At 63.5% G+C, this 13655-nt stretch carries 9 protein-coding genes; 5 read left to right on the top strand and 4 right to left on the bottom strand.

All coding sequences use genetic code 11. The features are described 5' to 3' along the window. Positions 1-13 precede the first annotated feature (13 nt). Positions 14-622, bottom strand: a complete 609-nt coding sequence (locus AACH39_RS07370; protein WP_215781448.1) for a 3'-5' exonuclease — start codon at positions 620-622, stop codon at positions 14-16. After that, positions 622-2427 (bottom strand): putative nucleotidyltransferase substrate binding domain-containing protein, encoded by a 1806-nt coding sequence (locus tag AACH39_RS07365; RefSeq protein WP_338621204.1) that lies wholly within the window; start codon positions 2425-2427, stop codon positions 622-624. The genes AACH39_RS07370 and AACH39_RS07365 overlap by 1 nt, the downstream gene beginning before the upstream one ends. Positions 2428-2662: 235 nt before the next feature. Between AACH39_RS07365 and AACH39_RS07360 the strand changes: the two genes are divergently transcribed. Continuing rightward, a complete protein-coding gene (locus AACH39_RS07360) occupies positions 2663-4189 on the top strand; it encodes a fumarate hydratase (protein ID WP_338621203.1) in 1527 nt (508 codons plus the stop codon). A gap of 65 nt (positions 4190-4254) precedes the next feature. Further along, on the top strand, positions 4255-4785 hold the full coding sequence (locus AACH39_RS07355; RefSeq protein ID WP_215781463.1) for a cytochrome b: 531 nt from the start codon (positions 4255-4257) through the stop codon (positions 4783-4785). Between the two features lie 28 nt (positions 4786-4813). Here AACH39_RS07355 and AACH39_RS07350 read toward each other — a convergent pair whose 3' ends face one another. Together AACH39_RS07350 and tadA are read right to left on the bottom strand one after the other, a co-directional pair. Next, a complete protein-coding gene (locus AACH39_RS07350) occupies positions 4814-5434 on the bottom strand; it encodes a L,D-transpeptidase (protein ID WP_338621202.1) in 621 nt (206 codons plus the stop codon). Continuing rightward, positions 5431-6159, bottom strand: a complete 729-nt coding sequence (gene tadA / locus AACH39_RS07345) for a tRNA adenosine(34) deaminase TadA (protein ID WP_338621201.1) — start codon at positions 6157-6159, stop codon at positions 5431-5433. The genes AACH39_RS07350 and tadA overlap by 4 nt, the downstream gene beginning before the upstream one ends. A 344-nt stretch (positions 6160-6503) precedes the next feature. Between tadA and AACH39_RS07340 the strand changes: the two genes are divergently transcribed. Genes AACH39_RS07340 through AACH39_RS07330 form a run of 3 tightly spaced genes read left to right on the top strand, consistent with a single transcriptional unit; the run spans position 6504 to position 13646 of the window. Then, positions 6504-9398 carry a bifunctional glycoside hydrolase 114/ polysaccharide deacetylase family protein gene (locus tag AACH39_RS07340; protein WP_215781469.1) on the top strand — a complete coding sequence of 965 codons (2895 nt, stop codon included), beginning with the start codon at positions 6504-6506 and terminating at the stop codon, positions 9396-9398. Then, positions 9373-13083 (top strand): tetratricopeptide repeat protein, encoded by a 3711-nt coding sequence (locus AACH39_RS07335; protein WP_338621200.1) that lies wholly within the window; start codon positions 9373-9375, stop codon positions 13081-13083. Before AACH39_RS07340 ends, AACH39_RS07335 begins: the two co-directional genes overlap by 26 nt. Before the next feature lie 23 nt (positions 13084-13106). Continuing rightward, positions 13107-13646 (top strand): hypothetical protein, encoded by a 540-nt coding sequence (locus AACH39_RS07330; RefSeq protein ID WP_215781474.1) that lies wholly within the window; start codon positions 13107-13109, stop codon positions 13644-13646. Positions 13647-13655: the final 9 nt, after the last annotated feature.

The raw sequence follows: 13655 nt of genomic DNA, 5'->3' as shown, positions 1-13655 counted from the left end.
CAGCAGAATCGACTCAGCCGGCTCCGCGCTGGCGTAGTGCCAGGTAAAGCATGGCGACACTGATGGCATCATTCAGGGCGTCGTGGCGCGGCCATTGCGGCACGCCCAGTTCGGCATGCAGTTGTGCCTGCCGCAGGTCAATATAGCCTTCCGGATGCTGCCGCAGCTTGTAGTCGTAGTACAGGCCGGAGACCTCAATCTGTCGCTGCGGCAGCGTGCAGCCGATCAGGGGCTTCACCACCTTGTTGAGGACGGCCACATCGTATTCGAGGTAATAGCCCAGCAGCGGGCGACCCCCGATGAAGTCCAGCAGCCGCAGCACGGCTTCTTCTGCCGGAAAGCCCTGATCTACATCGCAGGGCCGCAGGCCGTGCACCTGGATGTTTTCCTTGCCCGGCGGTTGTTGTGGCCGTACCAGCAGCGACAGCGACTCGCTGCACAGAATGCGGTTGCCGCGTACCCTGACGGCACCGATCGACAGCAACTCCGCCTCTGCCACATTGAGACTGGTGGTCTCGCAGTCAAGGCTGACACATTCGCTGTCATGTTCCTCGAACAGGCGCAGCCAGGCCGGATCATTCACTTGCCGCCTGCGCCATGCCTGTTGCAGGGCGCGCAGCATCACAGACTCCCCAGCCGGTAGTGGTGACGCAGATGGGTCTTGAAGCGCTTGACCACCGCCAGCGCATCCTTGAGCAAGTCGCGCTCCAGGGTCGACAGGGCGGCGGGCTCGATCAGGTTGTCGACCGGCATTTGACGCTCCAGCTGTTGCAGACCATGTTGCAGTCGCAGTTGCAGCAGGAAAGACAGGGCCTCCTGAATGTCGCTGGACAGTGTCGGGTCCAGATGTCCGGCGGCTGCCAGACGGGTGGCACGCGCCTGACTCGAAGGCTCCTCGATGCCGTGCTCCAGCGCCAGGGCCCGCAGGCCGTGTACCAGGGGGAAAATCCCGCCCTTTTTCAAATCCAGCCATTCCCGCCCATCGCGCTCACGGGTCTGCAGTTTGGCAAACAGACCGAGCGGAGTATCGAACTGCTCGATTGCCAGGGCAAAACGGGCATGGAAGCCGGCGTCATCCTTCAGCAGGCGCTGCAGATAGTGACGTCCTTCCTGCAGCAGGTGGCTGTCGCCGCAGATCGCCTCGGCGTCGACAAAGATCGCCAGCTGCAACATGCCCTCGCCACTGGGCTGATTGATCCACTGACGGATGCGCTCGCGCAGCGCCTGGCGCGTCAGGCGCCAGTCCGGGTTGTTGACCATGATCTTGCCGGGGCAGGGCGGGTAGCCAAAGCGGGCCAGCGCTGCCGAGAAGGCCTCGCAGACCGCTTCCAGCATGGGAAAATCGGTCTCATCCGGCAGCAGCAGCGCATTGTCCTGGTCGGTCTTGAGAATCTGCTCGCCACGGCCCTCCGACCCCATCACCAGCAGGCAGCTGGCCTGAAACAGCTCGGCCGGCGCCAGCAGTTGCCAGGTCCGGCTGAACAGGCGGCTGTTAAGCGTTTGTACCAACCGCCCCAGTTGCGGCGGGCGGACCCCGTGACCGGAGAGGATCTGCACCAGGCGCGTGATCTGGCCGGCGGCCTGGGCCAGCTCTTCCAGATTGCCGGCACGCTCCAGCCTCTGGGCGATCAGGTGCGAGTGGTTGGAAAAATAGGACAACACGTCGACCTGGGACAGCAGGCCGACCGGTTCGCCCTGCTCCCGGACGACCAGGCGCCGCAGATTGCGGCGCGTCATCAGCAGCAGCGCGTCAAACAGGAAATCATCAATGTCGATACACAGCAGCTCGAACTGGCAATGCTCGGCCACCGCAGCTTCGACCGGCACGCCCTCCAGAATGATGTCGCGAAAATCGGTGGTCGTGAAAATCCCCAGCCGGCTGCCTTCCCGCACCAGGACCGATTTGCTGCGTTGCTGCTTCATGGTGGCGGCGACATCGCGAATGCTCTGGCTGCCCTCGACAAACACCGGCGACCGGCAGCCGACATCGCGCACGGTGGCGGTCAGCAGGGTCTGCAACTCGCGCGTTCCGGTACGCTGGGCCAGTGCGCCCATTTTTTTCGACACGCTGGAGTAAAAATAGGCACCAAAAGCCGGATTGCGCTCGGTCAGCGAGAGCACCTGTTCACGGGGCAGGGCAAACAGCAGGCACTCCTCTTCGGCGACAAAGCGATGCGGTCCCTGACCCGCCACCATGGCTCGGGCATCAAAGCTGTCCTGCTGCCGATAACGCGACAACACCTCTTCGTCGGCCAGCTCGCAGACCACGCCCTTGATCACCACATACAGGGCATCAATAGACTGTCCGGGACCCATGATCAGGCTGTCCGCGGCGAAATAGACGATATCCGCGCTCTGTTCGAGCTCCTGACGCTCGGCCGGCGTGAGGCTGTCAAAGGGCGGGGCGGTGAAATCAAAGCGGTTCATACCACATCCATCAGAGGAGGATGCTTCCAGCATAGCGGGCTTTTGCCCTCACCGTGAACGGCATGCCATTCTCTTGGCATGAATGCGCGTATCCCTGAATGCAAAAAACGCATGACGAACGCAAGACGAAGCGGCGCCGTGCCTGGCGCATGGTGCTACAATCCGGGATTGACCGGCCACGCGCCAGCTGCCGTGCGGCCTCATTTCAAGTCTATCTGAACTGCGAGAAAGCCCCATGACCCTTATCCGCCAGGATGACTTTATCCAGAGCATCGCCGATGCCTTCCAGTACATCAGCTACTACCACCCCGTTGACTACATCAAGGCCCTGACCGAAGCCTACGAGCGCGAAGAAAGCCCCGCCGCGCGCGATGCCATGGCACAGATCCTGATCAACAGCCGTATGTGTGCCGAAGGTCACCGGCCGCTGTGCCAGGATACCGGCATTGCCCTGGTCTTCCTCAAGGTCGGCATGAATGTCCAGTGGGATGCCACCCTGAGCGTGCAGGAGATGGTCAACGAAGGGGTGCGTCGTGCCTATACCGACGCGGACAACAAGCTGCGGGCCTCGGTGCTGTCCGATCCGGCCGGCGCGCGCAAGAACACCCGTGATAACACCCCGGCGGTGGTTCACATGGAAATCGTCGCCGGTGACGGCATCGAAGTGACCTGTGCGGCCAAGGGCGGTGGCTCGGAGAACAAGGCCAAGTTCGTCATGCTCAATCCGTCGGACTCGCTGGTCGACTGGATCATCAAGACCGTGCCGACCATGGGTGCCGGCTGGTGTCCGCCCGGCATTCTGGGCATCGGTATCGGCGGCACGCCGGAAAAGGCCATGCTGATGGCCAAGGAGTCGCTGATGGCACCGGTGAACATCGCCGAGCTGCGCGACAAGGCCGCCAGCGGCGCGACCCTGACCCGCGTCGAAGAGCTGCGGCTGGAGCTGATGGAGAAGGTCAATGCGCTGGGCATCGGCGCCCAGGGGCTGGGTGGTCTGACCACGGTGCTGGACGTCAAGATCATGGATTACCCGACCCATGCCGCCTCGCTGCCGGTCGCCATGATCCCCAACTGCGCCGCCACCCGCCACGTGCACTTCCATCTGGATGGCAGCGGCCCGGCAAAACTGGCGGCGCCGTCACTGGAAGACTGGCCTTCGCTGACCTTCGATGCCTCCAAAGGCCGTCGCGTCAATCTGGATACCATCACCCGCGAAGAAGTGGCCTCCTGGCAGCCGGGCGAAACCCTGTTGCTCAACGGCAAGCTGCTGACCGGTCGCGATGCCGCCCACAAGCGCATGACCGATATGCTCAACCGCGGCGAAAAACTGCCGGTGGACTTCACCAATCGCTTCATCTATTACGTCGGCCCGGTCGACCCGGTTCGTGATGAAGTCGTTGGTCCGGCCGGCCCGACCACCGCCACCCGCATGGACAAGTTCACGCGCCAGATGCTGGAGCAAACCGGCCTGCTGGGCATGGTAGGCAAGTCCGAGCGCGGCCCGGCAGCCATCGAGGCCATCCGCGACAACAAGGCGGTCTATCTGATGGCGGTCGGCGGTGCCGCCTACCTGGTTTCCAAGGCTATCAAGGCCTCGACGGTGCTGGCCTTCCCGGAACTGGGCATGGAGGCAGTGTACGAGTTCGAGGTCAAGGACATGCCGGTCACGGTGGCCGTCGACTCCTGTGGCCAGGCCGTGCACCAGACCGGTCCGGCCGAATGGCGTGCCCGCATCGGCAAGATCCCGGTCGTTGAAGCCTGATCAAATAATATAAGCTTAAGACGGTCGGGCTATGCTCGGCCGTCTTGACATGCAAAGGGGAGATTATGGTCCGTCAAAACTATCATCCGGCATCCATCGTGCTGCACTGGCTGATGTTCCTGCTGTTCGCCGCTGCACTGCTGTTCATCGAAATGCGCGACTGGTGGCCGAAGGGTACGCCGATGCGTGATCTGCTGCGCAGCAGTCACATTGATGCCGGTCTGCTGGTGTTGCTGTTTGCCGTGGTGCGCGTCGCTTCGCGCATCAGCCTTGGTGGCCCGGCGCCGATTGGTCCTCGTCTCCAGACGGCCGCCGCCAGTGCCCTGCACGGCCTGCTTTATCTGGTGATGTTCCTGTTGCCCATCACGGGCGTGGTGTTTTCTCAGGCGGGTGGACGCGAAGTCGCGTTGTTTGGCTGGGCACTGCCCCATCTGGTCAATCCTGATCCGGCCCTGCGCGGCACGGTGAAGGAGGTGCACGAGTTTCTCGGCAATGCGGTTTATTTCCTGGTGGGCGTGCATGCGCTCGCGGCACTCTGGCACCATGTGGTGCTCAAGGATGAAACCCTGCTGCGCATGACCTTCCGTCGTCGTTAATGCATACCGGGAGGCCTCTACCTCCCGGTCATTGCTCAATCACCACATCCATCCCCAGCGGTACCTGGTCGTACAGCTGCACCACATCTCCGACCGCCATGCGCACGCAACCGCGTGAAGTGGGGGTACCTAAGGCGACATGCGAGCCGGCGCCATGGATATAGATGGCGCGATCATGACTGTCGACATCGCCCCCCTGATTCTTGCCGGGCTCCATGCCACACAGCCACAGAATGCGCGCCAGGATCCAGTCCTTGTCCGGGTAGGCGGCATGCAGCTCGGCGCTGTAACGCCAGGGCGTCACTTCCCGGTGGTAAATGATGGCATCTGCCGGTGCCCCGTCCCCGATCTTGCTGCAGACCTGATGCCAGCCCAGTGGGGTCTGATAGCTGCCCACTTTTGCCCCCGTGCCGAGGGTGGCGGTGGAAACACGATAGACCTGCCGGGTGAAACCCATGGCGTCATAGGCGGTCAGCGTCTGCTCTGCCACGCTGACGCGCAGCCACGGCTCACCATGCCGGTGAGGATTCGGGTGCAGCACGGTAAACGGTGTGGCCTGCTGCTGGTGAAGGATGTAGCCCGGGTCCGGGGTGGCGGCCTGCGCCGTGACCAGCGTCAGCCCGCACAGGAGCAGCCAGCCGCTCTTCATTGACCCGCCTCCCTGCGAGCGCGAAAGAAACCGGACAGCATGCTGGCGGCCGCCTCGGCGAGGAGTCCGCCCCGACAGTCGGTATGGGCGTTGAGGCGCCGTTCGGCAAACAGGTTGACCACACTGCCGGCGGCACCGGTACGCGGATCGGGTGTGGCAAACATGACCCGGTCGACCCGGGCATGCAGTAGTGCGCCGCTGCACATGGGGCAGGGCTCCAGCGTGACATACAGATCGCAGCCGGCCATGCGGTAGTTGCCCAGCCGGGCAGCGGCCTGGCGCAGGGCCAGCATTTCTGCATGTGCCGAGGGATCGGAACGGCCGATCGGCTGATTGAATCCCTCTCCGATCACCTCGCCCTGATACACCACCACGGCCCCCACCGGCACTTCTCCCTCGTCGGCTGCTCGCGCCGCCAGCGCCAGCGCCTGGCGCATGAAACCTTCCGCCTCGTGCGCCTCCGGTGGCAGTCGTACCGGCGGGTGCGTGGCCAGACTGTCCAGCAGTTGCCGGCGGTCCTGATCGCTGAGCTGATCCCAGTGCACGCCGCGGGCGGCGGCCTCCAGCGCGAACAGCAGGCGCTTGCCGGCTGGCAGGCCGGCCGCCTTGAACAGCAGGAACGTACGCACCACGCCCTGCTGCAACAGGTCAGCACGGGTCGCAATGCCATGGCTGGCCAGCCAGAAGACCGCCTTGGGGGGGAGGGGGGGGGAAGTCAGCTGCACATCAAGCCCTATTTGTCTGTTCCGCGCAAATTATAGTCGAGCCAATGCATCGCCTGCGCCTTGTAATTACGCCCATATGGAGTACACAGAAATCATGATGTACCCCGGGATGTCTCTGTCCTTTTACTGGAGTGTGACATCCTTACCACGCCTCTTGCGTAAAGCGGCAGATTGTTTGAATGAAGTGCCTGCTACCTTTAGGATTTTGTCATTAATGCTTTTGTCATTGGCAACATTTGTATTTAAATTGTTTGTTGCTTTCTTTTGAAATACTTTATTACTATATCGTAAATTAATATTCATTTTAAACAAAAAATAATAAGAATTGGCGCTGAGAGAGAGCCGTGAGTAAAAAAACGAAGGGGTGGTTAAGCCGCTATGTGCGGCCATTGGTGTTGGCTTTGTCGGGGGCGCTGCTGCTGCTGCGCCCCGCATCCGCGACCGCGACGGCGCCCGGGCCGTCTGCCCAGCCTTCCTATGCTTTCTATTACGGGCCGGCTCCCTTGCCGCTCGAGGCCCTGACGGCTTTTGACCATGTCGTCGTCGAGCCGGACAGCGGTTTCAATCCCCGTCAGGTCCGTACCCCGCACACCGACTGGCTGGCCTATACCAGCGTCGGCGAAGTCACGCGCCAGCGTGACTACTTCGCACGCATGCCCAAGAGCTGGCTCAAAGGCGGCAATCACGCCTGGGACTCGCTGGTCATCGATCAGTCTGCCGCCGGCTGGCCGGCTTTCTTTGTCGAGCAGGTGATTACCCCGCTGTGGCAACGCGGCTATCGCGGCTTCTTCCTCGATACCCTGGATGCCTTCCAGCTCATCGCCAAAAACGACCGCGAGCGCCAGTTGCAGATTGATGGGCTGGTACGGGTCATTCGTGCCGTCAAGCAGCGCTATCCCGAGGCACGGCTGGTCTTCAATCGCGGATTCGAAATTCTGCCGCAGGTTCATCAACTGGCCGACGCCGTGGCCTTTGAGTCCTTGTACAAGGGCTGGGATCAGGGCGCCAAACGATTCACCGATGTTCCCCAGGCGGATCGCGACTGGCTCATGGCGCAGGTGAAACCGCTGCGCGAGCAATATCACCTGCCGGTGATCGCGATTGACTATTGTCCGGATCAGGATGCTGCCTGCGCGCGCGATACGGTTGCCCGCATCCAGTCCCAGGGGCTGATTCCCTATGTCACCGACCCCGGATTGCAGCGTGTCGGCATCGGCGCCCGACAGGCCATGCCGCGCCGTGTCCTGGTGCTGCAAGACCCGCCGCCCGGGGTCAGCCTGAATGTCTCGGACGGTGTGCTTTATTTGTCGACCCCCCTCAATTACATGGGCTATCGCCTTGATTATCTCGATATCAACCGCGATACCCTGCCCGAGGGCCCGCTGCAGGATCGCTATGCCGGGGTGGTGCTGTGGCTGAATAATCCGGTCGAACATCCCGAAAAGCTGCGAGCCTGGGTCACGCAGCAGATCGATCGTGGTGTGCGCGTGGTGTTCATCGGCACCTTTGGCATGCCGATCGCCGGCCAGTTTGCCCGCACGCTCGGCCTGACGCCTGCCGGCGCCGCCATGGATGGCCCGCTGCAGGTGACCCATGCCGATCCGTCGCTGATCGGCTATGAAATGCCGCCCTTGCCCAATCCGCGAGACTTCACGCCGGTACGTGTCGGTGCCGGCGGGCGCTCGCTGTTGCATCTGCAATCCGGCGAACTGTCGATGGATGCCGCCGCCCTGATGCCTTGGGGCGGTTATGTCATGCGGCCCTTCGCCGTCTACGCCATGGATGCGGTCGGCCAAACCCGCTGGGTGCTGCAGCCATTCGCATTTCTGCGCCAGGCGCTGAAGCTGCCGGACATGCCGGTCCCCGATCCGACGACCGAAAATGGTTTGCGCCTGTTCATGTCGCACATCGATGGTGACGGGTTTGCCTCCCGGGTGGAGTTTCACGCCGCTAACGGCGATACCTATTCGGGTGAAGCGCTCTACCGGGTGCTGAAACAATACGGGCTGCCGGTGACGGTCTCGGTCATCGAGGGGGAGGTGAGTGATGAAGGGCCCAATGCGGCCATTGCCCCGCAGCTGCGCGACATTGCCCGGCGCATCTTTGACTTGCCCAATGTCGAGATGGCCAGCCATACCTATACCCACCCCTTGCCCTGGATGCAGGTGACCGGCCAGGGGGTGTCGACGACAGACTATGACAAGGCGGAAGGGGCGGGCGTGCCCTCGGTGAACGGTCTGTCCATCAATGTACCCGGCTACCGCTTTAATCTGACGCGAGAAATCGATGGCTCGGTGGCCGGCATCAACCGTCTGATGGCGCCACCCGGTAAACAGGTCAAGGTGGTGCTGTGGAGCGGGGATTGTCAGGTGCCGGCCGTGGCGCTCAAGCAGGCCGAGCAGGCGGGGGTGTTCAATATGAACGGTGGTGACACCCTGATGACCCACAGCAATCCCAGCCTGACTGCCGTGGCGCCGCACGGGGTCTGGAAAGACGGCTATTTTCAGCTGTTTGCCCCGAATCAGAATGAAGAGGTCTATACCAACCTCTGGCAGGGGCCGTATTACGGATACCGCCGGGTGCTGGAAACCTTCGAACTGACCGAGCGCCCGCGCCGGCTCAAGCCCATCGATATTTACTACCACATGTTTACCGGCACCAAGCAGGCCTCGCTGGTGGCACTCAACAGCGTCCTGCAAGGCGTGGCCCGCCAGCCGATCCACCCGGTTTTCGTCTCCGAGTATGCACAGACCATGCTCGATACGCAGCAGACCAGTGTGGCGCAAGAAGGGGAAGACTGGCTGATCCGCTCTGCCGGCGAACTGCGTACCGTGCGGCTGTCCCCAGACCAGGCCCCCGACCTGCAGACTGCCCAGGGGGTGGCCGGATTTCTTCCCGGTCCGGATGGCGTGTATGTCCATCTGACCGGCAGTGAAGCCCGGTTCCGTCTTTTGCCTCTGGCGCAGGCCCAGGCCGCCAGGATGGTCTGGCTGGCCAGTGCCAACGGGCGTATCAAGGATTTCCGTCGTACCCCCACCGGAGTGTCATTCGAGCTGGTCTCGCATGTGGCGCCACAATTCACCCTGGCCGGCCTGAGCACTTGCCAGGTCAGGGTCAACGATCGGCCTGTCAGTGGCCAGGCCACGGCTGACGGTCGTTTGTTCCGTCTGGGGGAGGTCGGTGTCGAGGTGACCCAGACCCTGCAGAGCGTGCATGTCGATGTCTCCTGTCAAGCCTGAGCGACTGCGGCTGCTGCCGCCCTATCAGTTGGCCGGACTGGCCTTGTTGCTGGTATTGCTGCTGGCACTGGTCTTCCCGCGTACCTCGCTGCAGGGGCGCTTGCTCGGGCAACCGCAATCCGACCAGCTGGCCATTGCCTATCTGGAGGCCTGGCAGCGCGTTGAGCCGGATAATCCCGACGTCCTGGGCACCTTGACCCGTGAATACCTGAAAGGGCAGCGGGCCGGCGATGCCCATCGCCTGATCGCCCGCCTCAAGGCCTCGCGTGACCCGGCGACGCGTCAGGATGCGCTGCTGATCGAGATCGGCCTGGCGCAAACCGCCGTTTTCTCCGCGCGCGATGCCGAGTTGCGCGCCTTGCGCAGCGATGAACTGGCGCTGTTGTTACAGCAAGCCCTGCCGCTGCCATGGCAGAACAGTCAGCTGGAGGCGCTGGCCGAGACGGCCCGTCAGGGGGGTGTTCAGCATCTGACGCCACGCTTCTATGCACAACTGGCGCAACGTGAACCTGCACGGGCCGCCCACTGGTGGCGCAAGACCGGCGAGGTGCTGCTTGCTCAGCGGCAATACCTTGCTGCAGCCCGTGCCTGCTTTGCTGCCCAGCAACATGAAACCGACAGCGCCCGGCAGCGGCAGGATTTCCTGGCCGGCTTGCGCGCCCTGCAGATGGGCAACCTGCTGCCCGAGGCCATGCAGGCCGCCGAACAGCATGCCGGCAAGTTGCTGGATGATGCCGAGACGCTGCGTTTTCTGACCCGACTGGCTCTGGCCAGCGGCCGGCCGGATTTGGCCGAGGATTATGTTCGTCGCTTGCTGAAAGCGGCGCCGCCCGCCCTGCCAGATCCCCAGCCTCAGCCGCGAGCCGGCTTTGTTTCCCGTTTGCCGGGAGAGCCGGTGCCGCAGCGCGCCCAGGCGGCGCGCGTCGAGCCGGCGCGAGCCGAGGCGCCCAGCGTGCGCCGCCTGGATCAAAGCGGGGTGCACAGCGCCCAGGATCTGGATCTGGCCTATCAGGTCTTCATGGCCAATGGCAATGTCGGCGATGCACAGAAAATTGCCCGCCTGGCCATGGACAGTCACCTGGATCCGGCGCTGTGGCAGCCGCGTCTGGCCCAGGCCGCGCTGTGGAACCGCGATCCGGCCACGGCACTGGCGCAGTTCCTGCAGCTGGCGCAACAGCATGGCGATGAAGCGATGTGGCGCCAGGTGGAAACCCTGGCCAAGGGCCTGAATGACACCGAGGCGCAGTTGCAGCTCTACCGGCACCAACTGGGGCAGCGTCCGGGTGATCTGAGCCTGGTCGACAAGATTGTGCGGGCTGAGGAAATGGCGGGTCGGCCGGAACAGGCCCTGAGCTTCCTGCAGGCCAGAAGCAATGGCCCGCAACGCATCGAGATCCTGCGCCGTGTGGCCGACCTGGCCTGGCGCAGCGGCCACGATGCCCTGGCGCTGCAAACCTGGCAGCTGCTGATGCAGATTGATGCGCCCCGGCCAGCCTATGCCTTGCCCCTGGCCAAGGGGCAATTCCGCCAGCAACAGTATGCCGCCAGTCTGGCTACACTCGATGCTGCCCGGCCCCTGGCCACCGGGGCCGATGTGGAGTATTGGCAAGCCTATAGCGTGATGGCCAGTCAGTTGCAGGACCGCGAGGCGGCACTGCGGGCAGACCGGCAACTGCTGAACGATGCGGACTCACGGATCGGCAGTGGTGAGCACCTGCTGGAGGCGATGGCGGCCAGCCCGCGCGAGAGTGCGCCGCTGGCGCTGCGGCTGTATCGGCAAACCGGCCATATCCCGTTTCTGGCCCGGTCCATTTCTGCCTATGTCAGCCTGGGGGATCTGGCTGCCGTCGATACGCTGTTGAACAGTCTGAGTCCCGAGGCACTGCATCAGGCAGAGCGCAGTGCCGATTTTCTGCTGGCGCGCTCCGATTACGCTTTGCAAAGCGGACAGCCGGTCGCCGGACTGGCTGACCTGTCGCATGCCGCCCGGCTGGCCCCGCGCAGCAGTGACGTGCAGGCGGCCTGGATCTGGGGCCTGATTGCTCAGGGACAGGACACCATGTTGCGGCAACTGCTGCCCCGGTTTGCGGCGCGGGCCGAGAGTGATGCCAGTCTGATCGGGGCTTATGCGGCCGCCTGGCTCTCCCTCGGCGAACCGCACAAGGCGCTGCATTACTTTGCCCTGGCCCGGCGTGGTCGCGAGCGAGATCCGCTCTGGTTGCTGGCCTATGCCGAGGCCATGGATCTGGCACAGCGCCCCGGTGCGGCCTGGCAGTTGCGTCAGCATGTCTGGCGCGATCTGCTGCCTGCCCGGTTGACCCGGTCCAGAACCGCCGCCGCACGCCAGACCCTGTTGCCGGCCCTGGTCGCGCTGTCCGGCCAGTTTACCGACGCCGACCATGGCCTGGCGCTGCTGCGTCAGGGCATGCAGCAGGCGGGCGAACCTCTGCCACCTGCGGTGAACGATGCGGCGCTGGCCTGGGCGCAATCGCACGAAGCGCATGCCCTGGTGAAGTCCTGGCTGACCCGGCGCTATCTCAACTGGCTGGCACAACCGGCACAGGCGCAGGTGGCACTGGCCCTGCAGGCCCGGGACACCGTGGCATTGAACCGCCTGCTCACAGAAAAACGGGGGCAGTTACCTCAGGAAAACCGCATCGAAGCCATGGTGCAGACCGGACGTCTGGCCGAGGCCCAGTCATCTGCCTTCGCAGCCATGCAGCACCAGCCTGACAATGACAGCCTGCAAACCACGCTGCGCGAGCAGTTGCAGGCCAATGCCCAGTCAGTCACGCCGTTCTGGCGCAGTGTGCGCCAGAACGCACTGCGTTATGACCAGTTCGGGCTGAGTGCCGGACTGCGACTGGACGAGCGTCAGTCCCTGCAGCTGGGATTTCTCCAGCGCAACCAGCGAAGCGATGCGGCGGTGCTGCCCGGTGCCCCTGGACAGGATCATACGGTCTCGCTCGGCTACCGCTGGCAGGGGATCGATACTGACCAGACCGTGACGGTGGCCTCGCGCCAGGGGTGGCGTGGCATCACCCAGGTGCGCCTGGAGGGCAGTATCCGCGGCGGTGCTCTGAACTATGCGCTGGGAAGTGCGCAAAACGCCGAAGAGACCAGTGTCTTGCTGCTGGGCGGGATGAAGAACCTCGCCGCCCTGGGGGGCAGCTGGCAGCAGGGGCGCTGGTTTGCCAGCGGTCGTGTTGAATACGACCGTTTTTACCTGCAGGATCGCAGCTTCCTGGGGGAGGGGTATCAGGCCAGCCTGGATGCCGGCTACAAATTCCGCTTTGGCTATCCGGACTTTACCGCCCACCTGGTCGCCAATCATGGTCAGTACAGTCCGTATGGCAGCGTGACGCCGTCGGGACTCACGCTGTTGCCGAATCCCGGCACCAGCGCCGCTGCCGAGATCATGCCGCAGACCTTTACCCAGAGCGGGCTGCTGCTGAGTTTCGGGACCGATCTGCCGGGGGGCTACAGCCATGCGTTCCGCCCTTACCTGGAGGCCGGACCGGTCTACGACAGTCATGCCGGCTGGGGGGCTAGCATCAATCTGGGGGTGGTGGGCTCGGTGTTTGGCCGTGATCGCTTGTCGCTCTTTTACCAGCACCAGGACATGGCGGCCCAGGGGTCTTCCCCGGTGACCGAAGTCGGGGTGCGCTATAGCTGGTTTTATTAGGAATCGGTTTTGAGGAGTCAAAAATGAGAAGCATCAAACAGTTGCTGTTGCTGGCTGTGGTGGCACTCGGGCTGAGTGCCTGTGCCGGCATCGAGGTTGCGCCGCCGCCTGCGGCGCTGTCCGGCGCACAACCCTGGGCCGTCCTGCCGCTGGAAAATCTGACCGATACGCCGATGGCAGGACAGCGGGCTGCCGAACTGGCGGCCACGGTCCTGAGTACGCGCGGGGTATCCGATGTACAGCGCTATGTGGCGGACAACGGCGAAGAAACCTTGTTCGAACCGGCTGCGGCCGATCAGCGTGCGCGCGGCCTGGCCTGGGCCCGCAGCATTCATGCCCGTTATGCCCTGACCGGTTCGGTCATCGAGTGGCGCTACAAGGTGGGCGTGGATGGTGAACCCGTGGTGGGTTTGACCTTGCAGCTGATCGACCTGGAGAGTGGCAAAGTCATCTGGCGCGGCGCCGGTCATCAGGAAGGGTGGGGCAACAATTCGCTGGCCGGCGTGGCCGCGGCGCTGTCGCGCAAATTGCTGTCACCACTGACCAGTGCCATCGTGGACTAAGCCGGGAGT

This window comes from Paludibacterium flexuosum (genome assembly GCF_037076605.1).
Taxonomy (GTDB): domain Bacteria; phylum Pseudomonadota; class Gammaproteobacteria; order Burkholderiales; family Chromobacteriaceae; genus Paludibacterium.
Note: the sequence above shows the minus strand (reverse complement) of the source record. Positions and strands in the feature narration are given on the sequence as shown.

What these genes read in the sequence shown, in the direction of transcription:
- AACH39_RS07365 (WP_338621204.1), bottom strand. Translation starts at nt 2,427, where the DNA reads ATGAACCGCTTTGATTTCACCGCCCCGCCCTTTGACAGCCTCACGCCG.
- AACH39_RS07335 (WP_338621200.1), top strand. Translation starts at nt 9,373, where the DNA reads ATGTCGATGTCTCCTGTCAAGCCTGAGCGACTGCGGCTGCTGCCGCCC.
- AACH39_RS07355 (WP_215781463.1), top strand. Translation starts at nt 4,255, where the DNA reads ATGGTCCGTCAAAACTATCATCCGGCATCCATCGTGCTGCACTGGCTG.
- AACH39_RS07370 (WP_215781448.1), bottom strand. Translation starts at nt 622, where the DNA reads ATGCTGCGCGCCCTGCAACAGGCATGGCGCAGGCGGCAAGTGAATGAT.
- AACH39_RS07330 (WP_215781474.1), top strand. Translation starts at nt 13,107, where the DNA reads ATGAGAAGCATCAAACAGTTGCTGTTGCTGGCTGTGGTGGCACTCGGG.
- AACH39_RS07350 (WP_338621202.1), bottom strand. Translation starts at nt 5,434, where the DNA reads ATGAAGAGCGGCTGGCTGCTCCTGTGCGGGCTGACGCTGGTCACGGCG.
- AACH39_RS07360 (WP_338621203.1), top strand. Translation starts at nt 2,663, where the DNA reads ATGACCCTTATCCGCCAGGATGACTTTATCCAGAGCATCGCCGATGCC.